This window comes from Enterobacter sp. T2 (assembly GCF_010692925.1).
In the GTDB taxonomy this organism is placed as follows: Bacteria; Pseudomonadota; Gammaproteobacteria; order Enterobacterales; family Enterobacteriaceae; genus Enterobacter; species Enterobacter kobei.
Genome location: NZ_CP048736.1, coordinates 1,433,044 through 1,456,953, shown reverse-complemented (window position 1 = coordinate 1,456,953; position 23,910 = coordinate 1,433,044). Strand labels below are relative to the sequence as shown.

Annotated in this window: 23 protein-coding genes; 12 read left to right on the top strand and 11 right to left on the bottom strand. The window is 55.0% G+C overall.

Annotated features, from left to right (window positions below):
- The first annotated feature begins 71 nt into the window (after positions 1-71).
- Positions 72-992 carry a L,D-transpeptidase gene (gene ldtB / locus G0034_RS06905; protein ID WP_014883119.1) on the top strand — a complete coding sequence of 307 codons (921 nt, stop codon included), beginning with the start codon at positions 72-74 and terminating at the stop codon, positions 990-992.
- A 41-nt stretch (positions 993-1,033) separates the two neighbouring features.
- Here the strand turns inward: ldtB and G0034_RS06900 are convergent, their stop codons facing one another.
- The 9 genes from G0034_RS06900 to mntR all read right to left on the bottom strand — a co-directional run bounded on the left by G0034_RS06900 (position 1,034) and on the right by mntR (position 11,687).
- On the bottom strand, positions 1,034-1,750 hold the full coding sequence (locus G0034_RS06900; RefSeq protein WP_014883118.1) for a GntR family transcriptional regulator: 717 nt from the start codon (positions 1,748-1,750) through the stop codon (positions 1,034-1,036).
- A gap of 15 nt (positions 1,751-1,765) precedes the next feature.
- Positions 1,766-3,088 carry a PTS sugar transporter subunit IIC gene (locus G0034_RS06895; protein ID WP_014883117.1) on the bottom strand — a complete coding sequence of 441 codons (1,323 nt, stop codon included), beginning with the start codon at positions 3,086-3,088 and terminating at the stop codon, positions 1,766-1,768.
- A 51-nt stretch (positions 3,089-3,139) separates the two neighbouring features.
- The gene (locus G0034_RS06890; protein WP_179120650.1) at positions 3,140-4,516 is read right to left on the bottom strand and encodes a glycoside hydrolase family 1 protein; all 1,377 of its coding nucleotides are present in this window, start codon (positions 4,514-4,516) and stop codon (positions 3,140-3,142) included.
- A 161-nt stretch (positions 4,517-4,677) separates the two neighbouring features.
- Positions 4,678-5,718, bottom strand: a complete 1,041-nt coding sequence (locus G0034_RS06885; RefSeq protein WP_048997236.1) for an aldo/keto reductase — start codon at positions 5,716-5,718, stop codon at positions 4,678-4,680.
- 102 nt (positions 5,719-5,820) lie between these two features.
- Positions 5,821-7,344, bottom strand: a complete 1,524-nt coding sequence (locus G0034_RS06880; protein ID WP_023332473.1) for an efflux transporter outer membrane subunit — start codon at positions 7,342-7,344, stop codon at positions 5,821-5,823.
- Positions 7,344-8,915 (bottom strand): DHA2 family efflux MFS transporter permease subunit, encoded by a 1,572-nt coding sequence (locus tag G0034_RS06875; protein WP_047624354.1) that lies wholly within the window; start codon positions 8,913-8,915, stop codon positions 7,344-7,346. The genes G0034_RS06880 and G0034_RS06875 overlap by 1 nt, the downstream gene beginning before the upstream one ends.
- Positions 8,912-10,006, bottom strand: a complete 1,095-nt coding sequence (locus tag G0034_RS06870) for an HlyD family secretion protein (RefSeq protein WP_179120649.1) — start codon at positions 10,004-10,006, stop codon at positions 8,912-8,914. The genes G0034_RS06875 and G0034_RS06870 overlap by 4 nt, the downstream gene beginning before the upstream one ends.
- A 101-nt stretch (positions 10,007-10,107) precedes the next feature.
- Positions 10,108-11,217, bottom strand: a complete 1,110-nt coding sequence (locus tag G0034_RS06865) for an anion transporter (protein ID WP_179120648.1) — start codon at positions 11,215-11,217, stop codon at positions 10,108-10,110.
- Complete coding sequence (gene mntR / locus G0034_RS06860) at positions 11,214-11,687, bottom strand: manganese-binding transcriptional regulator MntR (protein ID WP_014169260.1); 474 nt, start codon at positions 11,685-11,687, stop codon at positions 11,214-11,216. Before mntR ends, G0034_RS06865 begins: the two co-directional genes overlap by 4 nt.
- 183 nt (positions 11,688-11,870) lie before the next feature.
- Here mntR and mntS point away from each other — a divergent pair, with 183 nt between their 5' ends.
- Positions 11,871-11,999 (top strand): manganase accumulation protein MntS, encoded by a 129-nt coding sequence (gene mntS, locus G0034_RS06855; protein ID WP_014831181.1) that lies wholly within the window; start codon positions 11,871-11,873, stop codon positions 11,997-11,999.
- A gap of 283 nt (positions 12,000-12,282) precedes the next feature.
- The gene (locus tag G0034_RS06850) at positions 12,283-13,866 is read left to right on the top strand and encodes a phosphoethanolamine transferase (protein ID WP_014883111.1); all 1,584 of its coding nucleotides are present in this window, start codon (positions 12,283-12,285) and stop codon (positions 13,864-13,866) included.
- Between the two features lie 110 nt (positions 13,867-13,976).
- On the opposite strand, the gene ompX is transcribed toward G0034_RS06850, so the two are convergent.
- Positions 13,977-14,495 (bottom strand): outer membrane protein OmpX, encoded by a 519-nt coding sequence (ompX, locus tag G0034_RS06845; protein WP_014883110.1) that lies wholly within the window; start codon positions 14,493-14,495, stop codon positions 13,977-13,979.
- A gap of 355 nt (positions 14,496-14,850) precedes the next feature.
- On the opposite strand from ompX, the gene rhtA reads away from it, so the two are divergent.
- From rhtA to ybiO, 6 genes are all read left to right on the top strand, one after another.
- Positions 14,851-15,738 carry a threonine/homoserine exporter RhtA gene (gene rhtA, locus G0034_RS06840; RefSeq protein WP_014883109.1) on the top strand — a complete coding sequence of 296 codons (888 nt, stop codon included), beginning with the start codon at positions 14,851-14,853 and terminating at the stop codon, positions 15,736-15,738.
- A 299-nt stretch (positions 15,739-16,037) separates the two neighbouring features.
- Positions 16,038-16,541 (top strand): DNA starvation/stationary phase protection protein Dps, encoded by a 504-nt coding sequence (gene dps, locus G0034_RS06835; protein ID WP_008501171.1) that lies wholly within the window; start codon positions 16,038-16,040, stop codon positions 16,539-16,541.
- 362 nt (positions 16,542-16,903) lie between these two features.
- Positions 16,904-17,647 (top strand): glutamine ABC transporter substrate-binding protein GlnH, encoded by a 744-nt coding sequence (gene glnH / locus G0034_RS06830; RefSeq protein ID WP_014883108.1) that lies wholly within the window; start codon positions 16,904-16,906, stop codon positions 17,645-17,647.
- 93 nt (positions 17,648-17,740) lie between these two features.
- Positions 17,741-18,400 carry a glutamine ABC transporter permease GlnP gene (glnP, locus tag G0034_RS06825; RefSeq protein WP_003858462.1) on the top strand — a complete coding sequence of 220 codons (660 nt, stop codon included), beginning with the start codon at positions 17,741-17,743 and terminating at the stop codon, positions 18,398-18,400.
- Complete coding sequence (gene glnQ / locus G0034_RS06820; protein WP_045134224.1) at positions 18,397-19,119, top strand: glutamine ABC transporter ATP-binding protein GlnQ; 723 nt, start codon at positions 18,397-18,399, stop codon at positions 19,117-19,119. The genes glnP and glnQ overlap by 4 nt, the downstream gene beginning before the upstream one ends.
- A 123-nt stretch (positions 19,120-19,242) precedes the next feature.
- On the top strand, positions 19,243-21,456 hold the full coding sequence (ybiO, locus tag G0034_RS06815) for a mechanosensitive channel protein (protein WP_179121312.1): 2,214 nt from the start codon (positions 19,243-19,245) through the stop codon (positions 21,454-21,456).
- A 47-nt stretch (positions 21,457-21,503) separates the two neighbouring features.
- Here the strand turns inward: ybiO and rlmF are convergent, their stop codons facing one another.
- Entirely contained in the window at positions 21,504-22,415 is a 912-nt protein-coding gene (rlmF, locus tag G0034_RS06810; RefSeq protein ID WP_014883105.1) for a 23S rRNA (adenine(1618)-N(6))-methyltransferase RlmF, read from the bottom strand.
- A gap of 243 nt (positions 22,416-22,658) precedes the next feature.
- Between rlmF and mcbA the strand changes: the two genes are divergently transcribed.
- The 3 genes from mcbA to ybiJ all read left to right on the top strand — a co-directional run bounded on the left by mcbA (position 22,659) and on the right by ybiJ (position 23,861).
- Positions 22,659-22,925, top strand: coding sequence for a DUF1471 family periplasmic protein McbA (mcbA, locus tag G0034_RS06805; RefSeq protein ID WP_014883104.1), 267 nt, complete (start codon positions 22,659-22,661; stop codon positions 22,923-22,925).
- 123 nt (positions 22,926-23,048) lie between these two features.
- Positions 23,049-23,315, top strand: a complete 267-nt coding sequence (locus G0034_RS06800; RefSeq protein ID WP_014883103.1) for a DksA/TraR family C4-type zinc finger protein — start codon at positions 23,049-23,051, stop codon at positions 23,313-23,315.
- Positions 23,316-23,600: 285 nt separating this feature from the next.
- Positions 23,601-23,861: a DUF1471 family protein YbiJ gene (gene ybiJ, locus G0034_RS06795; RefSeq protein ID WP_014883102.1), complete on the top strand. Its 261-nt coding sequence runs from the start codon at positions 23,601-23,603 to the stop codon at positions 23,859-23,861.
- Positions 23,862-23,910: the final 49 nt, after the last annotated feature.

Sequence of the window (23,910 nt, the reverse complement as noted above, 5' to 3'; positions counted from 1 at the left end):
TATAATGCGCTCCCATCATAGATTCAGACTTATCAACTCATCGCCTGAATGGCTTAGATACCTCGCACAACATGAACATGAAATTAACAACGCTTTTTGCGGCGGCGTTAGCCGTAGTAGGTTTTTGTAAGACCGCGTCTGCGGTGACGTATCCCCTGCCGACAGACGGAAGCCGTCTGGTGGGCGAAAACCAGGTGGTGACGGTACCAGAAGGTAACTCTCAGCCGCTGGAGTATTTCGCCGCACAGTACCAGCTGGGCCTGTCTAACATGCTGGAAGCAAACCCGGGCGTTGACCCGTATCTGCCAAAAGCGGGTACCGTACTGAATATTCCTCAGCAGCTGATCCTGCCGGATACCGTTCATGAAGGTATCGTCATTAACAGCGCCGAAATGCGTCTGTATTACTACCCGAAAGGCACCAACACCGTTATCGTGCTGCCAATCGGCATCGGCCAGCTGGGTAAAGACACCCCAATGAACTGGACCACCAAAGTTGAGCGTAAGAAAGCGGGCCCAACCTGGACCCCTACCGCCAAAATGCACGCAGAATACATCGCTGCCGGCGAACCGCTGCCAGCCGTTGTGCCAGCCGGCCCGGATAACCCGATGGGTCTGTACGCGCTGTACATTGGCCGTCTGTACGCCATTCATGGCACCAACGCCAACTTCGGTATCGGCCTGCGCGTAAGCCACGGCTGCGTGCGTCTGCGTAACGACGACATCAAGTTCCTGTTCGAAAACGTGCCGGTCGGTACGCGCGTGCAGTTCATTAACGAACCGGTAAAAGCGACCACTGAGCCAGACGGTAGCCGTTACATTGAAGTGCACAACCCGCTGTCTACCAGCGAAGACCAGATCAACAACAACGAAGTCGTCCCTGTGACGCTGAACAGCGCGGTGCAGGCGGTGACCTCTCAGCCTGACGTGGAAACGACCATCGTTGACCAGGCCGTGCAGAACCGCTCCGGTATGCCGGTGCGTTTGAACTAATAACGAGCATTAAAAAAGCGGGCTTCGATGCCCGCTTTTTTTTACCCGTTATTCACGATAACTATCCCGCCGTGGTCGTACCGATAGTGGCAGTGGGCATATTCCAGCGGCGTGCCATCTTCCAGATAAATGACCTGCTCCACCTCCAGCACCGGATCGGTTTCCTCGCAGACCAGATGTTGCCTGTCCAGCGCATTGGGTTTTAGCGCCCGCACCACCCTGTATGACCCCATAATTTTCAGCCCCAGCGTCTCCTGAACATACTGAAACACCGAACCGTCAAGATGGCTTTTCGTCAGGCCGGGCACCAGGGTCATCGGCATTACCGTTGAATCCAGCGACATCGGTTCACCGTTTAATAAACGCAGGCGAATAAAATCATAGACCGGCGCATCGGCATTAATCATCAGCGACGCCTGCTCTTTCTCGTTCGGGAAGCGCAGTTCAAAATGCACCACCTGGCTCGTGACCGTACCCAGATGTTCCCAGGTTTTGGTGGCACCAAAATAGTCGCTGCCGGAGAGATCCCACTGGGAAAGCTGAAGGAAGTTTTTGCGGATAAAGGTGCCCTGCCCCTGACGGGTATAAACCAGACCTTCGACAATCAGCTGGCGCATCGCCTGCTGGATGGTCATCCGGCTGGTGCTGAACTCCGCCGCCAGCGCAAACTGGTCCGGAAGTGGTTCATTGGCGGCGTACTGCTGGCTGATAATGCGTTTTTTAATTTCCCGCGCTATGGTGATGTACTTCGCCGCCATCGTCCTTCCTTTCAGTTAGTTTTCTATCCCGCTGTTTTTCAACGCCACTCGCTCGGCAATCTTGAGGAAAGGCAGGTAGAAGAATACACCAAAAACAATGATTGCCAACTGCACCACCACCGCCCGCCAGTCCCCTGCCGTGGCCAGCCAGGCGCTCAGAATCGGCGGCGTGGTCCACGGGATCATCACCACGCAGCGCGACATTAACCCCAGCGTAGTGCAGAGCCAGGCAACGTAAATGCCAATCGCGGGCAACAGCACAAACGGGATCATCAGCGGCAGGTTAAAGACAATCGGCAGGCCAAAAATCACCGGCTCGTTGATGTTGAATAAACCGGGCGCCAGCGACAGGCGCGCCACCTGCTTCGCCGACTTCTGCCGGGAGAAGATAAAGATGGCGATCAGCAGCGAAATGGTGCTGCCCGTCCCGCCCACCATGCCAAACGTCGGCACGAAGATGTTGTTGATGATATGCGGGATGGGCTGGCCATTGGCAAAGGCCAGCATGTTCTCGTTGGTGTTGATCAGCAGGAACGGTTCCAGTACCACGCTGTTGACCACCGACTGATGAATCCCGAGCGTGAACAGGAAGTTACCGAAGCTGTAGATAAAAATCGTTCCCGGCAGGCTGGTGTTGATCAGCCGCAGCGGCTGCTGGATAAAGGTCGTGATGAGATGGATCAGGTCCGTGTGCAGCACGTTTGCCAGCAGTGCTGCCAGCACGGCAAATACTGACAATGTCAGAATGGTTGGGATCAGCGCGGTAAAGGATTTACTCACCGCCGGAGGCACATTTTCCCCCAGCGAAATGTGCAGCGCCTTGAGCCGCGAAATGGCAATAAACAGCTCCGTTGAGAGTAGCCCGATCAGCACTCCAGCAAAAATCCCGGTAGAGCCGATATTGGCGAACGTCAGTACCTGAGTGACGTTCACCGTGGTCTCACTGCCGACGGGCGTCAACTGCAGGCGCATCGGCATCATGATGATAAAACTGCTGACGGCGATAACCACTGCCGAGACCGGATTGTCGAAATCTTTATTGCGCGCCAGCGACCAGGCAATCATCGGGGCCAGCAGCAGCGCGGCGATATTCAGCGTGCCGTTGATTATCGCCTCCCCCCAGACCTTAAACTGCGTGAGCGTGTCGCCGTCAAAAATCCACGGGAACACCACGTTGTTCACCAGCACCGCCAGACCGGCGAGGATGAAAATCGGCATCACCGTGGCGAAGGCATCGCGCAGGGAGCGCAGGTGCACCTGGTTTGCCAGGCGCGCCGAGAACTCAACAAATTTATCGACAAAGGACTGCATATGCGGTGTGATTTTTGTTTCAGACATAGCGGATAGTTCCCATCAATCAGTCACAAAAACGGCCCGGCAGCGTACGGCTTACATCTCGCGTCCGTTGGTATGAATGACCTGTTTCAGCCAGGCGTAGCTTTTCTTCGGCACGCGCTTCAGGTCTTTCAGGTCGTGGTTTTCTCGGTTGACGTAGACCACGCCGTAGCGCTTACGCATGTCGCCCTGGGAGCTGAGAATGTCGATTAACCCCCAGCCGAGGTAGCCGATGACCTCTGCGCCATCTTCGAACATCGCCGCTTTCATTGCGTCGATATGCGCCCGGTGGTAATCGATGCGGTAGGTGTCCTCAATCGGGTTGACGCCGTCCCAGGACTCAATCACGCCAATACCGTTTTCAATCGGGAAGACCGGCATCCGCCAGTCGTTGGCGTAGCGGGTGATGATGGTGCGAAAGCCCATAGGGTCGATCTGCCAGTTCCACTCGGTGGCTTTCAGGTACGGGTTATTTTTCTCACCGTGTAGCAGGTAATAGTTGACCGGCGTGCCTTCCGGGATGGCATCGCTGTCCAGCGTTTTGCTGGCGTAATAGCTGAAGGCCATAAAGTCGTTTTTGGTGCGCGCCAGCAGCGCTAAATCTTCGTCGCGGTAGATATCGCCAAAGCCTTCCTGCTCCACCACCGCCATCACCGCCGGGCTGTAACCCTGACCCGCAAAAACGCGCAGCAGGTTCTGGTTGAGGAATTCATCGTACTGCTGGGCGCAGAAGATATCGCGCGGTTTGCAGGTGGCCGGGTAAATCAGCTGGTGCGCCAGCATGCCGCCCATCAGCTGGCCCGGTTTGGTCTGGTGCAGATACTCGGTCAGCGACATATGCGCCACCATCGCATGGTGCTGTAACTCATAGAGCTCGCGAAGGGTTTGCTCCCCTTTCAGGTAACCGGAAATGCGGAAGGCTTCCGGCATATGGAAAATGTTCTGCTCGTTGAAGGTCAGCCAGTACTTCACCCGGTCGCCAAAGCAGTCGATCATCTTCTTGCCGTAGCGGATAAAGGCCTCCATCACCTGGCGGTCGTTAAATCCGTTGTACTCCTGCGCCAGCGCCAACGGCATATCAAAGTGATAGAGGCAGATCATCGGCTCGATGCCGCGCGCGATAAGATCGTCAATAAAGCGGTCGTAAAAGGCGATCCCCTCGTCGTTGAACGCGCCATCGCCCTGCGGGCAGACACGGCTCCATGAGATCTGAAAGCGGTAGCAGTTCATGCCCAGATCCTGCATCAGGTCGAAATCTTCCCTGTAGCGGTGGTAGGAGTCGGTCGCCACTTTCCAGTCGGAGATATTTTCTCCGGCTTCACGAATGTCGTAGACCGACATGCCCTTTCCGCCCTCGTTCCATGCCCCTTCCGTCTGCATGCTGGAGACCGAGTTGCCCCATAAAAAATTGGCTGGCAGCGATGTATTCATGCTCTCTCCCTATATGACTAGTCATTTTAAATTTAATGACTAGTCATATAGGCGAAGATGAAAAGGAGATCAAAGGGGAGGATCGTTTTTTGTGAGATGGATTGAAATAATGCCTACGGAAAGTAGCCCCGGTAAGCGAAGCGCCACCGGGGAGAGGACGGTTATTGCTGTGCAAGCTGGTTACGACGATATTCCCCCTGGCGCTCAAGCATCCAGCCCGGGTATTCCCCCGGCAACGCGCTGACGGCATCAAGCTGTTTAAGCTCGTCTTCGCTTAAGCGGATCCCGGTTGCGGCGATATTGTCATTCAACTGATCGACGCGTTTCGCGCCCACGATCACGCTGGTTACCGCTTTCTGATGAAGCAGCCACGCCAGCGCGATCTGCGCGACGGAGACGCCTTTGCTTTCGGCAATCGTGCGCATTACATCCACGCAGTCGAAGGCGCGATCTTTATTGACCGGCGGGAAGTCAAACTCCAGACGGCGCCCGCCCGATTCGCTCTGCCCGTTGCGATCGTATTTCCCGCTCAGCAGACCACCCGCCAGCGGGCTCCAGACCATCAGCCCGACGCCTTCGCTCTGCATCATCGGCACTAGCTCGCGCTCAAGATCGCGCCCGGCGATGGTGTAATACGCCTGCAAAGACGCGAAGCGTGCCAGCCCCAGACGCTCGGAGATGCCAAGCGCTTTGGCAATCTGCCACGCTGCCCAGTTCGAGACGCCGATATAGCGCACGTGGCCGTGCTGTACCAGGGTATCCAGCGCACGGAGCGTCTCTTCAACGGGGGTGGCAGGGTCAAAGCCGTGCAGCTGGTAAAGATCAATATGATCCAGCTGCAGGCGGCGCAGACTCTCCTTCACGCTGCCGATGATGTGATACCGCGAGCTGCCGCGCGAGTTCACGCCCGCGGTGCCGGTTTCTCCGAACACTTTCGTCGCGACCACCACGTTCTCCCGCGGAACTTTCAGGTTCTTCAGCGCCTGGCCGGTGATCTCCTCCGAGCGCCCTTCCGAGTAAACGTCGGCGGTGTCGATAAAGTTGATCCCGGCATCCAGCGCGCGGCCCACCAGCTGTTCGGCTTCGCTCTGCTGCAGCTGGCCAATCTTGCCCCACATGCCGCCTTCCCCGCCGAAGGTCATGGTCCCGAGGCAGAGTTCAGAAACAAACAGACCGGTGTTGCCCAGTTTTTGATAACGCATAAGTCATTCCTCACATGTCGAATGGGTGCCAGTTAGTTATACCCGCCCCTCTGTCATCGCGAATGTGGCGTTCCTGTCCGTTTCTTGCCCAATCCTCTGAATTTATCCGCGCGGGGCGTCGCCAAAGACGCTGTAATCCGGGAGCTGCACCTGTTGATACGGCTCCCAGCCGCCGCCAAGCGCCTTGTAGAGCGCCACCAGATCGAGCGCGCTTTGCACCTGCGCCTGAGCGCGCTGCTGCTGAGCCTGGGCGAGCTGACGCTGGGCATCCAGTACGTCGATAAAGCTGGCGATGCCCTGTCGGTAGCTGTCGCTGGCTAAGTCAAAGGCGTTTTGCAGGGCGTCGATCGTTTTTGCGAGGCCCGCTTCACGCTGCTGGTCGGTGCGGTAGCTGACCAGCGCGTTTTCAACATCGCCGAGCGCGGTGAGCACCGTCTGCCGATAGTCCAGCACCGCTGCCCCCTGCTGCGCGCGCGCCACCTTCACGCTGGAGACCAGTCGTCCGCCCTGGAAAATCGGAATAGAAACCTGCGGACCGAAGCTGTAGAAATGGCTGCTCCAGTCGGTCAGCCAGTTGGTTTCGCTGTTACGCAGGCCAAACTGCCCGGAGAGGGTAAAACTCGGGAACAGCTCGGCCACCGAGACGCCGATTTGCGCCGTGGCGGCATGAAGATTCGCCTCCGCCTCACGCACGTCCGGACGACGGCGCGCCAGCGTTGACGGAATGCCCGTTTGCACGATATCCGGCAGCGCAGGCATTGGCTGCGCTGACTGGAGTTCGGCATCCAAAGCGCCCGGCGGCTTGCCGAGGAGGATTGCCAGGCCGTTCATCGCCTGCCGCGCCTGCGCCTGATATTGCGGCAGTTGCGCTTCCAGATTACCCAGCTGCGCCCGGGCATTTTCTACGTCCATCTGTGGCGAGAGCCCGCCGCGCTGGCGGCTTTCGGTGAGATCCAGCGTCTGCTGCGCGCTCTCAATCTGGGTATTCAGGGTGGCGATAATGCTCTGCGCACCGCGCAGCTGTAGCCACGCCCGCGCCACTTCCGCTTCCAGCGACACCAGCGCGTCGTTACGCTGCTCGATAGCCGCCTTCTGCTGGGCTTCCGCGGCTTCCACCTGACGGCGCACCTTGCCCCACAGGTCAATTTCCCACTGGGCGTCGAAACTGCCCTGGTAGAGGTTGATCGGCTGCGTCAGCGGGCCTAACGCGCCCCGCAGGGCTGGATCGACATTATCCAGCTGGTCATACACGCCGTGGGATTTCAGCTCGCCTTCCAGCCCGAGCTGTTGGCGCGTCGCCTGTAGATTGCCGTTAACCGACGGGAAAAATGCTCCGCCTGCCTGATTAATCTGTTCACGTGCCCCGGCAATGCGTAGCACCGTTTGCTGCAGGGTCAGGTTTCCGGCAATAGCCCGTTCAACGAGGCTATCGAGCTGCGGCGAGCCGAAGGTTTTCCACCAGCGCGGGTTGGTCGCAGCGGAGATAGTTTGCGATTTCACGCCGCTGTCGCCCTTATCGTTCCAGTGCGTGACGGCCGGCGGCGCGGGTGGCTGGTAATCTGGTCCCACGGCACAGCCAGCCAGCAGCAGCATTATCATCAGAGGATGTAAACGTCTGTGTATCATCAATGTGCTCCTGCACTCCCCTCGCTCTTAACCGGCGAGAGCAACAAACAAAACGGAATCAGTAACAAGGCCACCACGCTCAGCAGGGTGAAGACGTCGATGTAGGCCAGGAAGCGCGACTGCTCGATCATGGTCTGGTACATCCGCCCGGTGGCAATGCCGGTTGGGTCACCCACCTGAGTCGTGAAGTTCTGGATCGCCTGGGCGCTTTCGCGTATCGCCTGCTGAAACTGCTCGTTAAACGGCGAAGCGTGATACGCCAGATGCGCGCTATGGGCCTGCGAGCGCTCGGTAATGGCCGCCGTCGAGAGAGAAATCCCAATCGAGCCCGCCACGTTGCGGAACATGGTAAACAGCGCCGCCGCGTCGGCGTTGAGCCGTCTCGGTATCGAGATGAAGGCAATCGTGGTGAGCGGCACAAACAGGAACCCCAGCCCAATCGACTGAGCGCTGCGGAACAGCACCAGAGTTTCGAAGTCGATATCCGGCGTCAGCGTGCGCGACCAGAAGAACGACACCGCCAGGCAGGTAAAGCCAAAGGCGATAATCCAGCGCGTCTGCACCACCGGCATGAGCTTCAGCACCAGCGGGATGGTGAGTACAATCAGCACCGCGCCGGGCGACAGCACCAGCCCGGACCAGGTGGCGGTATAGCCCAGATCCTGCTGCGCCAGCTGCGGGATCACCACCGAGCTGCCGTATAAAATCATCGCCATCCCAGCCATTAACAGGCTGGAGATCGCGAAGTTGCGGTCTTTCATACAGTGCAGATCCACCACCGGCTTTCTGGCATACACCAGCCAGTAGATCGCGCCGATAATGCCGATCAGCGTCAGCACGGCGAAAGTGCGGATAAAGTTTGAGTAGAACCAGTCTTCATCCTCTCCCCGGTCCAGCATCACCTGCAAACAACCGAGCCCTAAGGCGATCAGCCCGATCCCCGTCCAGTCGATGGTTAGCTTCTCTTTCGATTTACTCTCCCACGGCGGATCTTCCAGCAGCTGATAGATCGCCAGTACCGTGACGATCCCCACCGGGATGTTGATAAAGAACACCCAGCGCCAGGAGTAGTTGTCGGTGATCCAGCCGCCGAGCGTCGGGCCGAGCACCGGCGCAACGATAATCGCAATAGAGGAGAGACCAAACGCTTTGCCCCGGTCCTCCGGCTTGAAGTAGTCGAGCAGCACCGACTGCTGGGTAGGCTGCAACCCGCCGCCAAAGAAACCCTGCATCACGCGGAACAGGATGATCTGCCACAGCTCGGTGGCGATCCCGCACAGGAACGAACAGACGGTGAACATCACAATGCAGATTAAGAAGAACTGCTTGCGGCCAAACACCCGGCTCAGAAACGCCGAGATGGGCAGCACGATGCCGTTCGCCACCAGATAGCTGGTTAAAACCCAGGTCGATTCGTCATAGCTGGAGGAGAGCGAACCCGCGACGTGCGGCAGCGCCACGTTAACGATGGTGGTGTCCAGAATTTCCATAAACACCGCCAGGGTGACAACAATCGCCACCGCCCACGGGTTACTGGCGGGTTTCCAGCTGTCGTGGCTATGATCCGTCATTCCACTGTCACCTTCGGCGCCACCGACAGCCCCAGCGGCAGCGGTTTATTCGGGTCGAGTCCCTTATCAATCACGATTTTCACCGGCACGCGCTGCACAATTTTGACGAAGTTGCCGGTGGCATTTTCCGCCGGGAAAGCGGAGAAGCGTGAGCCACTGCCCTGCTGAATACTGTCGACGTGGCCCTCAAGTTCCATATCCGGCCACGCATCCACGGAGACGGTGACCTTATCGCCGGGCTTCATGCGTTCAAGCTGGGACTCTTTAAAGTTCGCCACCACCCATACGTTAGGGGAAACCAGTGAGAACAGCGCGGTGCCCGCCTGCACCAGCGTCCCGGGCTGCACGTTGCGTTTGGTGACAAAGCCGTCGAACGGGGCGCGGACTTCGGTGTAGGAGAGATTCAGATTGGCCGTTTCGAGCTGCGCTTTCGCCTGCTCGACCTGACGCTCACGCGCTTCAACGTTGGTTTCCTGCTGGCGAATTTGCAGTTGAACCTGCTCCGCCACTTCCAGCTGCGCCTGGGCGCTGGCCAGTGCAGCCTGCGCGCTGCGCAGCTGTGCGTTCGCAGAATCAATACTTTGTTGCGTGGTCGCCCGCGGGTCGACGCCGCGTTGACGACGGTACTCCGCCTGCGCGTTCGCCAGATCGGCCTGCGCTTTCAGTACCTGCGCTTTCGCTTCGTCACGCTGGGCAGGATACTGCACTTTTGAGAGCGCCAGCTGCGCCTGGGCCTGATGGAGCTGCGCGATAGCCAGTCCAAGCTGAGCCTGAGCCTGATCGCGCTGGGCGGTGGTATCGCGTGGATCGATAACCACCAGCAGATCGCCTTTTTTCACGCGCTGGTTATCGCGCACGTGCAGCCCGGTGACATAGCCCGCCGTTTTGGGGGCAATCGTCACCACATCGCCATCGGTAAAGGCGTCGTCAGTTGTCTCTTCGTTACGGGTTAAAAACCACCAGACCAGCGCCACGACAACCATTACTACCACGACAATGCCGAGGATAATTAACGGTTTTTTGCCCGCTCGCTTACGTTCATTATTGTTGTTTTCCTGCTCGTCAGCAGGCGTTTTTTGATCTTCAGCCATAGTTCAGCAACGGTCCTGTCAGTGAGCGGCATCACACTATGCCGTTCACTAAAGCTAGGACGTTGCTATACGTTTGCCAGGAAAAACTGACAAATTGCGCACTATATGAGAAGGAATAATCCGAAACCGATCGCCGCAGCCCACACCAGCATGGGGAGAGACCAGAGATGGAAGCGCCACCAGATACGACGATCGCTGGCCATACGCAGGGCGATGAGGTTTGCCAGCGAGCCGGGCAGCAGCCCAAACCCGCCAATGTTCACCGCCCAGGCCAGAAGGGTGTCAGGCGGAACATAGTTGAGCAGCAGAATGGTGGAAGGCACGTTGCTGATAAACTGCGACAGGCCAATGGCCGTCAGCCACAGACCCGGCTGAGACAGCGTGCTGACGCTGTGCAACACGTTTTGCAGCACCGGAAGCTGGATAAGAAGATGCACATCAATAAACATCGCCATAAAGACCAGCAGCAGCGTCCAGTCCACGCTCACCAGCACCCGGCGTGCCAGCACGACAAAGCCTGCGGCGACCAGCAGCACACCCGCCAGCTCAACCTTCAGTTCCAGCGCGATGAGAAAGACGATGTACAACCCGAAGCAGCTCCAGACCAGACGCGGCTGCCACTGCGGGCCCGCGGTTCCGCTATGGTACTGCAGTTTTTTATCCGGAAAAGCAAACCAGCATACCGCCAGTAGCGACAGCATCATCACCAGTGCCAGCGGGGCCATCTGCCAGGTAAAGGCGGCAAACGACAGGCCGGACCGCCCCCAGAGCAGGATATTTTGCGGGTTGCCGATAGGGGTCAACAGAGAACCGGCGTTCACGGCCAGCGCTTCAAAGATGATCAGCCGGCTGACCGGGATCTCGCAAAGCCTGCGTAGCGTCAGCGTGAGGGGAACGATGATAAACAGTGCCACATCGTTGGTCAGAAACGTCGACAGCACCGCAGCGGAGAAGACCATAAACAGCGCCAGCCTGCGCTCGGTGGCAAAACGGCGCACCATTTTACGGCCCAGCACGTCAAAATAGCCGCTCAGCTCAACCCCTTTGGTCAGCATCATTAACCCACTCAGGGTAATGATGGTGCGCCAGTCAATGGCGGCAACCCAGGCGCGGGGCGCAAACGGCACAAAGAGGCTTAACCCTGCGCCAATGATTAATAAGAGATGGAAGAAACGATCGCGTGCCAGGGCATTCAGTCCGGGGATTTTCATTCAGCGGAGGGACCGTATTTAAGGGTAAATTCACGAAACTTCACCAGCGTCTCTTCACTTACGTGGTGCTCCATTCCTTCCGCATCCCGGCGGGCAATCTCCGGGCTAACGCCCAGTACCAGTAAAAAGTTCTCGACCAACTGGTGACGCTCGCGGCTCTCCTGTGCAAGCTTCTCCCCTTCCGGCGTCAGAAATACACCGCGCCAGGGGATCATTTCAATTAAGCCCACCGAAGCCAGACGTTTTAACATTTTAGCCACTGTCGGCTGTGATACCCCCAGTCTGGCGGCCATATCGACCTGCCGCGCTTCCCCGACTTCACGGATCAGATCGGAAATCAGCTCAACATAGTCATCAATCAGTTCACGACGGTGCGCTTCACGGACCTGGCGAAACCCTTCGACATGTTCTTCAACATTCACCAGCTGCGTCGTTTTTCTGATTGTTGGCTTACCTGCGCGACGGTTCATTGTACTTCCTCAGTGGGGTGACGCTTCCAGCGCCCGGTATCGAGAGCGCACATTGTAAACCATCCCTCTGCAAGCACAAAAAATTAACGAAATAGCCGTAGCTATACAATATAGCCTGTGCTATATCTGTATGTAATGCAGTCACCCTTCACGGATCGAAGGGATCAAAAATCAGGAGGTCTTATGAACGAATTCAAGAGGTGTATGACCGTGTTTACCCACTCTCCCTTTAAAGTGCGCTTGATGCTGTTGAACATGCTGTGCGATATGTTTAACAACAAACCGCATCAGGACGACAAACCTTCCCACTAAGCGGCGTTGCGGTACGCCGCTTCATCTCTGCGTCACATTCCCGCTGTAAACTGGCTCCCGGCCGCCCTATTCCCGATCTTTTTTACGGATTTGCAATCCTCTTCGCAAAACATCTGTTGAGCAACTGTTGCTATTATTTTGCGCTCGCACTATCTTCTTGCAGCCCTGCACTATTTGCGGCTCGCTGAAGCGGACCCTCATTCCCTTTCTACGCACTGTCAGGCAGGTTATGACCCTTGACGCCAGGGTGAGCACATGGCGTTTTTATCCATGATAGTGACCTATGAATTTAACCCTGATAGATTCTGTCGTTACCCGTAGCCGGGCCTTAAGCCCGTGGACGGCGTTTTACTTTTTGCAGTCATTGCTGATTAACTTTGCACTCGGCTATCCCTTCAGTCTGCTGTATGCGGTGGCGTTCACCTGCATTCTGCATGTGCTGTGGCGGGCCGCTCCGCGCGTGCAAAAAACGCTGATTGGAATCTGTTCGCTGGTCGCTGCCCTCTATTTCCCGTTTGGCCAGGCTTATGGCTCGCCAAACTTTAATACCCTGCTCGCGCTGCACTCGACCAATATGGAAGAGTCGACGGAGATCCTGACCATCTTCCCGTGGTATAGCTACGTGGTAGGGCTCTTTATCTTCGCGCTGGGGGTTATTGCCCTCCGCCGTCAGTCAGTTGAGAAAAAGTCCTGGGGCAAGATCGAAATTCTTTGTCTGGTATTCAGTATTGCCGTGGCGTTCGTCGCCCCCATCCAGAATATTCCCTGGGACGGTAAGTTAAGGCTCATTAACGTAGGCTATCCGGTTTTCCGCTTCGTGAAAGACGTTGTCGTGAATAACAGAGAAGTGCTCGACGAGCAGGCCCGCATGGCTGAACTTTCCAATAAGAAAGACACCTGGAACGTGCTGGCGGTGAAGCCGAAATACCATACCTACGTGGTAGTGATCGGCGAGAGTGCCCGTCGCGACGCAATGGGCGCATTCGGCGGACACTGGAATAACACGCCGTTTGCCAGCTCGGTCAATGGCACCCTGTTTACTGATTATGTCGCGGCCAGTGGCTCGACGCAGAAATCGCTGGGTCTGACGCTAAACCGTGTGGTAGAGGGCAAACCCCAGTACCAGGATAACTTTGTTACCCTGGCAAACCGCGCAGGTTTCCAGACATGGTGGTTCTCTAATCAGGGGCAAATTGGCGAATACGATACGGCCATCGCCAGTATCGCGAAGCGTGCTGACGAAGTGCAGTTCCTGAAGAGCGGTGACTTTGAGGCCGACAAAAATACGAAAGACGAAGCGTTGCTGAAAATGACGGCGCAGGTGTTTGCCACACCACGCACCCAGCCTCAGCTGATTGTCCTTCACCTGATGGGCTCACACCCGCAGGCCTGCGATCGCACTGACGGGAAATACGCGGATTTCGTGCAGTCCAAAGAGACCTCTTGTTATCTCTATACCATGACGCAAACCGACGATCTGCTCAGCAAGCTGTACGATCAGTTGCGCAATACGGGCGACAGTTTCTCTGTGGTCTATTTCTCGGATCACGGGCTGGCGTTTAAAGAGCGTGGCAAAGAAGTGCAATACCTGGCCCATGACGACAAGTTCCAGCAGAACTTCCAGGTACCGTTTATGGTGCTGTCGAGTGATGATAAAACGCATCGCGTGATTAAAGCGCGCCGTTCGGCGAATGATTTCCTGCAGTTCTTCTCTCAGTGGACGGGGATTAAAGCCGAAGAGATAAAAAATGCGTATCCGTTTATCTCCAACAAGAAAGCGCCCCCAGTGTACGTTACCAACTTCAAGTTACAGAAAGTTGACTATAACCATCTGGGTACGGATATTTTTGATATTAAGAGTAAGTGATTTCTGCCGTCAGACTGATGCCCTCACCCTGACCCTCTCCCACGGGGAGAGGGAACAAACAAAAAAAATCCGCCACATTGGGCGGATTTTTTATTCGATCACCGGAGTGATTAGAAGCGGTAACCTACGCCCGCGATCCAGGTGCCAACGTCAACGTTGCGGATACGGCTCTGCTCATAGGAGAAGTCCAGAGCAACGTCCTGGATTGGGTTGAACTGCAGGCCTGCGCCATAGGAGAAGCCGTAGTCGCTGGTGCTTGCAGTGCGGTTCAGACCCTGGTTTTCGGTCTGCTGGAATTTACCGTAGCCAACACCTACAACACCGTAGATGCTTGCCCAGTCATTCAGACGGTAAGCTGGACCAGCAGTGATACCGTAGTACTGGCCTTTGTTGTACGCGCCGTTTTCAGTACGATCTTTCTCGGTGTAGGTGAAAGAACCGATCACGCCCAGCGGGTTGTTATCCTGCTCGTAACGATACTTCAGGTTGAAACCGTTAGTTTTGTTCATTACGCCCTGCATATCGCTCTGAGCGTAACCACCGGTTACAGTAGAAGTAGCCGCTACAGCGGTACCTGCGGAAACAGCCAGTACAGCGGCCAGTGCTGAAAGACATGCAATTTTTTTCATAACCACCTCAAATGTGCTTCAAGTAAGTCCGTAAGTTTTAAATATATCAAAAAATTTTGCGAAACTCTTTGTGATTCGTGATGTCTAACAAGGTCTTTCCTGTAACAGAACGTTTCCAACCTCAGCTAACTCTTTCAAATCACATACGATTTTTCCTACAAAACGCCCATATTGCGCGTCTGTGCTGTTACATTCATCCAGATTATTCCTAATCTTTAAGATGATTAATCCAGCAGTAGTTAACCATTTTACGGTTTTCATGGGGCTTTTTTTTCAACAGAGTCTCAACCGTCGCTGTATATTTCCTTTACACTGCAACCTTTACTTCATTTGACAGAAGCTGACAGGAGAAAGGATGCCTGGGTTATCCCGCACGTCGTCGGTCTGGTTGCCGGTAGCAGTCATACTCATTGCCATGTTGTCCATTCAAAGCGGTGCCTCGCTGGCAAAATCGCTCTTTCCACTGGTAGGGGCACCCGGGGTGACGGCCCTGCGTATCGTGCTGGGCACGGCGATACTGGTTGCCATTTTCAAACCCTGGCGTCTGCGCTTCAAAAAAGAGCAACGTCTCCCCCTGCTGTTTTATGGTCTGTCCCTTGGGGCGATGAACTATATGTTCTACCTCTCCATCCAGACCATCCCCCTCGGGATCGCCGTCGCGCTGGAGTTTACCGGTCCGCTGGCGGTGGCACTTTTCTCTTCCCGTCGTCCGGTGGATTTTATCTGGGTCGTATTGGCGGTGCTGGGCTTATGGTTCCTGTTGCCGCTCGGCCAGAATGTCACTGAGATTGATCTTACGGGTGCCGCGCTGGCTCTCGGAGCCGGTGCCTGCTGGGCCGTTTATATCCTCACCGGGCAGCGCGCAGGCGAAGAACATGGCCCGGCAACGGTCGCCCTGGGTTCCGTGATTGCGGCTATCGTTTTTGTGCCGATCGGTATGGCGCAGGCCACGGCGTCTATCTGGCAATGGTCAGTTATGCCCATTGGACTGGCGGTCGCAGTGCTCTCAACGGCGCTCCCCTATTCTCTGGAGATGATCGCTCTGACGCGTCTGCCGACACGCATTTTTGGCACCCTGATGAGCATGGAGCCTGCCCTGGCGGCAATCTCCGGAATGGTATTCCTTGGCGAAACGCTGACGTTTACCCAGACGCTGGCACTCTGCTCTATTATTGCAGCCTCAATGGGGTCAACGCTCACCATGCGCCCGGAACCCAAAGTTGAGAAAATCGACATCAACTGATGCCATATATTCTGTATGGCTTTCTGGCCATGCAGAATAAAGGCCAGATCGTCAGGCGTTATAATTTCTTACATACTTTGTCATATTATCGAAATATCCTGCCAGGCCTTTTTTCTCTGTCCTCAATTAAGATTGATCTGTATCAATTCTAAAATAATCTATTTATATCAGTAAATTATATTATCAACCTCCTTCTTGCTATTAAACCGATAGGCACAGCCAGACCGCAGAGAAAAAATCCGGTGCTATACTTAGTTCCGTAATTACCTGGGACATTAACATCAAGAGGATATGAGATTATGAGTACCGCTAAACTGGTGAAAACGAAAGCGTCTAATCTGCTTTATACCCGTAACGATGTATCGGATAGCGACAAAAAAGCGACCATTGAGTTGCTGAATCGCCAGGTGATCCAGTTCATCGATCTTTCGCTGATCACCAAACAGGCCCACTGGAATATGCGCGGTGCAAACTTTATTGCCGTTCATGAAATGCTGGATGGCTTCCGCACAGCACTGGTGACACACCTCGATACGATGGCTGAACGTGCCGTACAGTTGGGTGGTGTTGCGCTGGGTACCACGCAGGTGATTAACAGTAAAACGCCACTGAAAAGCTACCCGCTGGATATCCATACCGTGCAGGATCACCTGAAAGAGCTGGCAGACCGTTACGCGATTGTGGCCAATGACGTGCGTAAAGCGATTAGCGAAGCCAAAGATGAGGATACGGCAGATATCTTCACCGCCGCCTCCCGCGATCTGGATCAGTTCCTGTGGTTTATCGAATCTAACATCGAGTAATCCATACGATTTTTCTATCGAACCCTCGCCTTCCGGTGAGGGTTTTGCACATCTATGGTGCACACTTTTGGCCTGATACGGTGCAAAAGTGAAGAAATTGTAATAATCACCTCACACAACCGTTAATGGAAGATTGTTTTTTCGTCAGAATTTACGCTAAATATCTCCCCGTCAGTTGAGCCAAACGACGCGCACCAAAATGGTGCTCCATCATGGTGCAACACAACATCATTGCCCCGTTTTTTGTGCAATGCATGACTCCATCCCCTTTGCAAAACAACAGCTTGTAAAGTTGGCACGATTTTTTCATTGTGCCTGTCGTTCTCTCAGGGGATCGCCCCGTGGATATAAAAGGAAATGCTATGAAGTCTGTATTAAAAGTTTCACTGGCTGCACTTACCCTGGCTTTTGCGGTGTCCTCTCAGGCTGCCGACAAACTGGTTGTGGCGACCGACACGGCGTTCGTTCCGTTTGAATTCAAACAGGGTGATAAATACGTTGGCTTCGATGTTGATTTGTGGGCCGCTATCGCAAAAGAACTCAAACTGGATTACACCCTGAAGCCAATGGACTTCAGCGGCATCATCCCGGCACTGCAAACCAAAAACGTTGATCTGGCCCTGGCGGGTATCACCATCACCGAAGAGCGTAAAAAAGCGATCGACTTCTCTGACGGTTACTACAAAAGTGGTCTGCTGGTCATGGTCAAAGCCGATAACAATGACGTCAAAAGCGTGAAAGACCTCGACGGTAAAGTTGTCGCAGTGAAGGGCGGTACCGGTTCCGTGGATTACGCAAAAGCGAACATTAAAACCAAAGACCTGCGTCAGTTCCCGAACATCGACAACGCGTACATGGAACTCGGCACCAACCGTGCTGACGCTGTTCTGCACGATACACCGAACATCCTGTACTTCATCAAAACCGCAGGTAACGGCAAGTTCAAAGCGGTAGGCGACTCTCTGGAAGCACAGCAGTACGGTATCGCATTCCCGAAAGGCAGCGACGATCTGCGCACGAAAGTGAACGGCGCGCTGAAAACGCTTAAAGAGAACGGCACGTATAACGAAATCTACAAAAAATGGTTCGGTACTGAGCCTAAATAATTTCACCTGAAATCAGGTTTGTAACGCCCGGTGGCGCTGACGTTTACCGGGCCTACATTTTTCGTTTTTCACCACGGTATACAGGAATACATCATGCAGTTTGACTGGAGCGCCATCTGGCCTGCCATTCCACTCTTGCTTGAAGGCGCTAAAATGACCCTGTGGATTTCGGTCCTGGGTCTGGTGGGCGGGTTGATTATCGGTCTTGTCGCCGGTTTCGCCCGCACCTACGGCGGCTGGATTGCAAACCACATCGCACTGGTTTTCATCGAAGTGATCCGCGGCACCCCGATTGTCGTGCAGGTCATGTTCATCTACTTCGCCCTGCCAATGGCCTTCACCGACCTGCGTATCGATCCGTTCAGCGCAGCCGTCGTGACCATTATGATCAACTCGGGCGCCTACATTGCGGAAATCACCCGCGGTGCGGTGCTGTCGATTCATAAAGGTTTCAGTGAAGCGGGTCTGGCGCTGGGCCTTTCGCGTCGCGAAACGATCCGCCACGTCATTCTTCCGCTGGCGCTGCGTCGCATGCTGCCACCGCTGGGTAACCAGTGGATCATCAGTATTAAAGATACGTCGCTGTTCATCGTTATCGGCGTGGCTGAGCTGACCCGTCAGGGGCAGGAGATCATTGCTGGCAACTTCCGCGCGCTGGAAATCTGGAGTGCGGTAGCCGTTGTCTACCTGATCATTACTCTGGTTCTGAGCTTCGTTCTGCGTCGTCTTGAAAGAAGGATGAAAATCCTGTGATTGAATTTAAAAACGTTTCCAAGCACTTTGGCCCAACCCAGGTGCTGCACAATATTGATCTGAATATTACGCAGGGTGAAGTGGTGGTCATTATCGGACCGTCCGGTTCCGGTAAATCCACTCTGCTGCGCTGCATTAACAAACTGGAAGAGATCACCAGCGGCGATCTGATTGTCGACGGTCTGAAGGTCAATGACCCGAAAGTGGACGAGCGCCTGATTCGCCAGGAAGCGGGCATGGTGTTCCAGCAGTTCTACCTGTTCCCGCACCTGACGGCGCTGGAAAACGTGATGTTCGGCCCGCTGCGCGTGCGCGGTGCCAGCAAAGCGGCGGCGGAAGCGCTGGCAAAAGATCTGCTGGCAAAAGTGGGTCTGGCAGAACGTGCGCACCACTACCCTTCCGAGCTCTCCGGTGGTCAACAGCAGCGCGTCGCGATTGCCCGCGCGCTGGCTGTGAAGCCGAAGATGATGCTGTTTGATGAGCCAACGTCCGCACTCGACCCGGAGCTGCGCCACGAAGTGCTGAAAGTCATGCAGGATCTGGCAGAGGAAGGGATGACGATGGTTATCGTGACCCACGAAATCGGCTTTGCGGAGAAAGTCGCGTCCCGCCTGATCTTTATCGATAAAGGTCGTATCGCGGAAGACGGTAACCCGCAGGAACTGATTGCCAATCCGCCGAGCCAGCGTTTGCAGGAGTTCCTGCAGCACGTCTCCTGATCTTACGCTTCACGCTGAGCCGGGCTTGCCCGGCTTTTTTACGCCAGATTGTTCCCAAAAACTCTCCTCCTCCCCGCGCCCTCTATACTTATCATTTTGCACGATATTTTGTCGGAGGACGCCGTGCCGTGGTTCCTGCTGCTGTTGATAAGCCTGTTTAGTGCGCCATCCCTCGCCGTGGCGATCCCCGGCGTGACCACCGGAACGACCGCGTCCCAGCAAAGTACGCCGCCCCCGGAACCGGATGTTGAACAAAAAAAAGCGGCTTACGGCGCACTTGCCGACGTGCTTGAAAACGATGCCTCCCGAAAAGAGTTAATCGATCAGCTGCGTAAAGCCGCCGCCACGCCGCCAAAGGAGACCGTTCCCACCCTCACCCCGCCGCAGGTAGAGGAACAAAAAACCGTACTGGAAAACGTCACCGACGTGAGCCGACGCTTTGGTGAAGCGCTCTCAACACGCTTTGCCCAGCTCTTTCGCAACCTGATGGGATCGCCCCATAAGGCATTTAACCCGCAAACCTTTAGCGCCGCCGCCACCCAGTTTTTGATGCTGGCGGGCGCGGTATTTATTTTTTACTGGCTGGTACGCCTCTGTGCCTGGCCGCTTTACCGCAAGATGGGCTACTGGGGCCGAAAAAAGAACCAGCATAAAAACAGCTGGCTGCACCTCCCCGCCATGATCGCCGGAGCCTTTATTATTGATTTACTGCTGCTGGCGTTGACGCTGTTTGTAGGTCAGGTGCTGGCGGACCGTCTCAATACGGGCAACAAAACCATTGCCTTCCAGCAGGCGCTCTTTCTGAACGCGTTTGCGCTCATCGAATTTTTTAAAGCGGTACTGCGCGTCATCTTTTGCCCGCGCGTGCCTGAACTCCGCCCGTTTAATATCAGTGATGACAGCGCGAAATACTGGGCCGTGCGGCTCAGCGTGCTCAGCGGCCTGATTGGCTACGGCCTGCTGGTCGCGGTGCCGATCATCTCCAACCAGGTCAACGTGCAGTTTGGCGCGCTGGCGAACGTGTTGATCATGCTCTGTATTACCGTCTGGTCGCTGTACCTCATCTTCCACAATAAAAAGGCGATCACGGAGAGTCTGCTGCATCTGGCCGATCGTTCTTTGTCGTTCTTCAGCCTCTTCATTCGCGCCTTCGCGCTGGTGTGGTACTGGCTGGCAAGCGCTTACTTCATAGTGCTGTGCTTCTTCTCGCTGTTCGACCCGGGTAATAGCCTGAAATTTATGATGGGGGCAACGTTCAAAAGCCTGGCGATTATCGGCATCGCGGCATTTGTGTCGGGGCTGTTGTCGCGCTGGATTTCGAAAACCATCACCCTGTCCCCGCACGTACAGCGTAATTATCCGGAACTGCAAAAACGCGTGAACGGCTGGATGTCAGTCTCCCTCAAAGTGGCGCGCATTCTGACCGTCTGCGTGGCGATTATGCTGCTGCTGAATGCGTGGAACCTGTTTGATTTCTGGAACTGGCTGCATAACGGCGCAGGTGAGAAGACCGTTGATATTTTAATTCGTATCGCACTGATTCTGTTTTTCTCCGCCGTAGGCTGGACGCTGCTGGCGAGCCTTATCGAGAACCGTCTGGTGTCCGATATTCACGGCAGACCGCTCCCCAGCGCCCGTGCGCGCACGCTGTTGACCCTGTTCCGCAATGCGCTGGCGGTGATCATCAGTACCATCACCATCATGATTGTGCTGTCGGAAATCGGCGTAAACATCGCTCCGCTGCTGGCAGGTGCCGGTGCGCTGGGACTGGCGATCTCCTTCGGGTCACAAACGCTGGTGAAGGATATTATTACCGGCATTTTTATCCAGTTTGAGAACGGAATGAACACCGGCGATCTGGTAACCATCGGGCCGCTGACCGGCACGGTCGAGCGGATGTCGATTCGTTCGGTGGGCGTGCGTCAGGATACCGGGGCATACCACATTATTCCGTGGTCATCGATCACCACCTTCGCCAACTTTGTGCGCGGGATTGGCTCCGTTGTGGCGAACTACGATGTGGATCGTCATGAGAATGCGGACAAAGCGAAGCAGGCGCTGCGGGACGCAGTAGAAGAGTTAATGCAGATGGAGGATATTCGCGGCCTGGTAATTGGCGAGCCGTCATTTGCCGGGATCGTCGGGCTGACGAATACGGCATTTACGCTTCGCGTGTCGTTCACCACCCAGCCGCTGAAGCAGTGGACGGTGCGCTTTGCGCTCGACAGCATGGTGAAAAAACATTTTGATCTGGCTAACGTGCGGATGCCGGTGCAGACGTATCAGGTATTGCCTTCACCGGCATCGATGCCACCACCGCAGAAGCCGACATTGTAGCCGTGTTGCCGGGTGGCGGCTTCGCCTTACCCGGCCTGAGGGACACCTTATTTGCGGCGTTTGTTGTCATCCATAAACGACCAGGCAATAAAGCGGCTCTGCTTCTGGCCCTGCGCCATCTCTTTTTTCACCACTTTCACCGCGCCTGCTTCGGTGAGGGCCCGGTAGAGTGGCGGCAGGTTATCTCCGCGGGAAACCAGCGTGGTAAACCATTTCACCTGGCGACCAAACTGTTTGCTTTCGGCAATCATCCGCAGGATGAAGGCGACTTCACCGCCCTCGCACCACAGCTCCTGCTGCTGCCCACCAAAGTTCAGCGCGGCATCTTCGGCCTGCCCCAGGTTGCGGCGTTTACGCTCGCTGCCTGCACGGGCCGCTGCCGCCGAATCATGGAATGGTGGATTACACATCGTGGCGTCATAGCTTTCGTTTTTGTGAATGATGCCGTTGAAGATTGACGTCGCCTCCTTCTGGCGACGCAAACGAATGGAACGACTCAGGCCAGCGTTAGCGCTGATTATCGCCTGCGCGCTGGCAAACGCCTCGGCACCGATTTCGCTTCCGGTAAAGCGCCAGTGGTACTCATGCACGCCAATCAGGGGGTAAATCAGGTTTGCCCCGGTACCAATATCCAGGACTGAAGCCTGCTGGGGGATCGCGCCGTCACGATCGTCGGCGAGAAGATCGGCAAGGTGATGAACGTAATCAGCACGGCCCGGAACAGGAGGACAGAGAAAGCCTTCCGGGATATCCCAGTGCGCCACACCGTAAAAATGCGCCAGCAGCGCCTTGTTCAGGGTTTTCACCGCCAGCGGATCGGCAAAGTTAACCGACGGTTCACCCGCGGGGGTCTCGACAATATAGTCCTGCAGCGCCGGACAACTCTGGCACAGTGCGTTCATGTCGTAGCGGCTGCGATGGCGATTTCGTGGGTGCAATCCCGGCTTTTGGGAAGTCATGGCATTCTCCTTTAAACAGCGGCGTAAGATACCTTGTGCTGGCTCTACGGTAAATCTTTCTCTGCAACCCTTAAAAAACCGCCATAAATCAAACACCTTTATGTCTATGATCTGTCAGCGGATTGTCAGCTTTTATCGTTCAAAAAATAAGCAGATCATCATCAAATATTTGCGCTAAATCACACTCGTCAGGCTTCTAAACTTATAGGGAATCACCTGTTGTTTCCTCATGAGGATGTGATTATGAAAAAGTATCTAACCCTTGCTCTTCTCGCCGGTACCCTGGCGAGCGCCTCTTTCTCCGCTATGGCCGTTCAGTCCCTGACCCAAAGCACGGACACCAGCCAGCTGCGCCCGGCCGGTACCGTCTCGGTAAGCCGCGCAAGCAACCTTGACGATCTTCAGGATAAACTGGCTGAAAAAGCTCGCCAGGAAGGCGCTAAAGGCTTCGTGGTGAACTCCGCAGGTGGAGATAACCATATGTACGGCACAGCGACTATCTATAAATAACGTGTTTCCTTTCACCCGACTGCATCTGCCTGCCAGATGCAGTTTGTCTCCCCTCTCACCTTGATTGTGCATTTTTTAACCCCATATTAACGCTATGGCTTAAACCGATATCAGGAGGGCAAGATGGCTTCCGGTTGGGCAAATGATGATGCCGTGAACGAACAGATCAACAGTACGATTGAAGATGCGGTTGCGCGCGCTCGCGGCGAAATTCCGCGCGGCGAAAGTTTAACGGAATGCGAAGAGTGCGGAGAGCCCATTCCTGAGGCGCGGCAAAAAGCCATTCCCGGGGTAAGGTTATGTATAACCTGTCAGCAGGATAAAGATTCAAAAAACGCTTCACATTCGGGATATAATCGCAGAGGATCGAAAGACAGCCAGTTACGCTGACTTTCCTTTACCTAAGTTAACCGCCCGAATGCTTACCTTTACGCTCACGCTTTTTAGCGAACCGCGTAGCAAAATGTGCCATTCATCTTTCTTCTGTAAAGCGTATCAACAAGAAGTGTAAAGCCGTAATTTGAATTTATTAATAATCAATAAGTTATTTGTCATTCAATTTTTTTGATTAACCACGTCAATTCTCTTCGATTTTATCTCTGCAGAAAAAACGTGATACTTATCACATCGACGGAACATCGTCACCTTAACAGAATAACCTGCGAGAGATTAATTATGAAAACCATCAAATATGCTGTTGCTGCTGTTGCCCTGTCCGCTCTGTCTTTTGGCGCATTCGCTGTAGAGCCTGTTTCATCTACTCAGGCGCAGAGCATGAATAAAATCGGTGTGGTGAGTGCAGAAGGCGCGACCACGCTGGACGGTCTGGAAGCCAAACTGGCTGAGAAAGCGGCTGCTGCCGGTGCAAGCGGATACACCATCACCTCCGCTAACACCAACAACAAGCTGAGCGGTACTGCGGTTATCTACAAATAATCGCCTGAATGAATGCTGTACCCTCACCAAACCCTCTGGTGAGCTGCTC

What these genes read in the sequence shown, in the direction of transcription:
- ompX (WP_014883110.1), bottom strand. Translation starts at nt 14,495, where the DNA reads ATGAAAAAAATTGCATGTCTTTCAGCACTGGCCGCTGTACTGGCTGTT.
- dps (WP_008501171.1), top strand. Translation starts at nt 16,038, where the DNA reads ATGAGTACCGCTAAACTGGTGAAAACGAAAGCGTCTAATCTGCTTTAT.
- G0034_RS06800 (WP_014883103.1), top strand. Translation starts at nt 23,049, where the DNA reads ATGGCTTCCGGTTGGGCAAATGATGATGCCGTGAACGAACAGATCAAC.
- G0034_RS06900 (WP_014883118.1), bottom strand. Translation starts at nt 1,750, where the DNA reads ATGGCGGCGAAGTACATCACCATAGCGCGGGAAATTAAAAAACGCATT.
- mntS (WP_014831181.1), top strand. Translation starts at nt 11,871, where the DNA reads ATGAACGAATTCAAGAGGTGTATGACCGTGTTTACCCACTCTCCCTTT.
- rhtA (WP_014883109.1), top strand. Translation starts at nt 14,851, where the DNA reads ATGCCTGGGTTATCCCGCACGTCGTCGGTCTGGTTGCCGGTAGCAGTC.
- G0034_RS06850 (WP_014883111.1), top strand. Translation starts at nt 12,283, where the DNA reads ATGAATTTAACCCTGATAGATTCTGTCGTTACCCGTAGCCGGGCCTTA.
- G0034_RS06895 (WP_014883117.1), bottom strand. Translation starts at nt 3,088, where the DNA reads ATGTCTGAAACAAAAATCACACCGCATATGCAGTCCTTTGTCGATAAA.
- G0034_RS06890 (WP_179120650.1), bottom strand. Translation starts at nt 4,516, where the DNA reads ATGAATACATCGCTGCCAGCCAATTTTTTATGGGGCAACTCGGTCTCC.
- G0034_RS06880 (WP_023332473.1), bottom strand. Translation starts at nt 7,344, where the DNA reads ATGATACACAGACGTTTACATCCTCTGATGATAATGCTGCTGCTGGCT.
- G0034_RS06875 (WP_047624354.1), bottom strand. Translation starts at nt 8,915, where the DNA reads ATGACGGATCATAGCCACGACAGCTGGAAACCCGCCAGTAACCCGTGG.
- mntR (WP_014169260.1), bottom strand. Translation starts at nt 11,687, where the DNA reads ATGAACCGTCGCGCAGGTAAGCCAACAATCAGAAAAACGACGCAGCTG.
- ybiJ (WP_014883102.1), top strand. Translation starts at nt 23,601, where the DNA reads ATGAAAACCATCAAATATGCTGTTGCTGCTGTTGCCCTGTCCGCTCTG.
- rlmF (WP_014883105.1), bottom strand. Translation starts at nt 22,415, where the DNA reads ATGACTTCCCAAAAGCCGGGATTGCACCCACGAAATCGCCATCGCAGC.
- G0034_RS06870 (WP_179120649.1), bottom strand. Translation starts at nt 10,006, where the DNA reads ATGGCTGAAGATCAAAAAACGCCTGCTGACGAGCAGGAAAACAACAAT.
- glnH (WP_014883108.1), top strand. Translation starts at nt 16,904, where the DNA reads ATGAAGTCTGTATTAAAAGTTTCACTGGCTGCACTTACCCTGGCTTTT.
- G0034_RS06885 (WP_048997236.1), bottom strand. Translation starts at nt 5,718, where the DNA reads ATGCGTTATCAAAAACTGGGCAACACCGGTCTGTTTGTTTCTGAACTC.
- ldtB (WP_014883119.1), top strand. Translation starts at nt 72, where the DNA reads ATGAACATGAAATTAACAACGCTTTTTGCGGCGGCGTTAGCCGTAGTA.
- G0034_RS06865 (WP_179120648.1), bottom strand. Translation starts at nt 11,217, where the DNA reads ATGAAAATCCCCGGACTGAATGCCCTGGCACGCGATCGTTTCTTCCAT.
- glnP (WP_003858462.1), top strand. Translation starts at nt 17,741, where the DNA reads ATGCAGTTTGACTGGAGCGCCATCTGGCCTGCCATTCCACTCTTGCTT.
- mcbA (WP_014883104.1), top strand. Translation starts at nt 22,659, where the DNA reads ATGAAAAAGTATCTAACCCTTGCTCTTCTCGCCGGTACCCTGGCGAGC.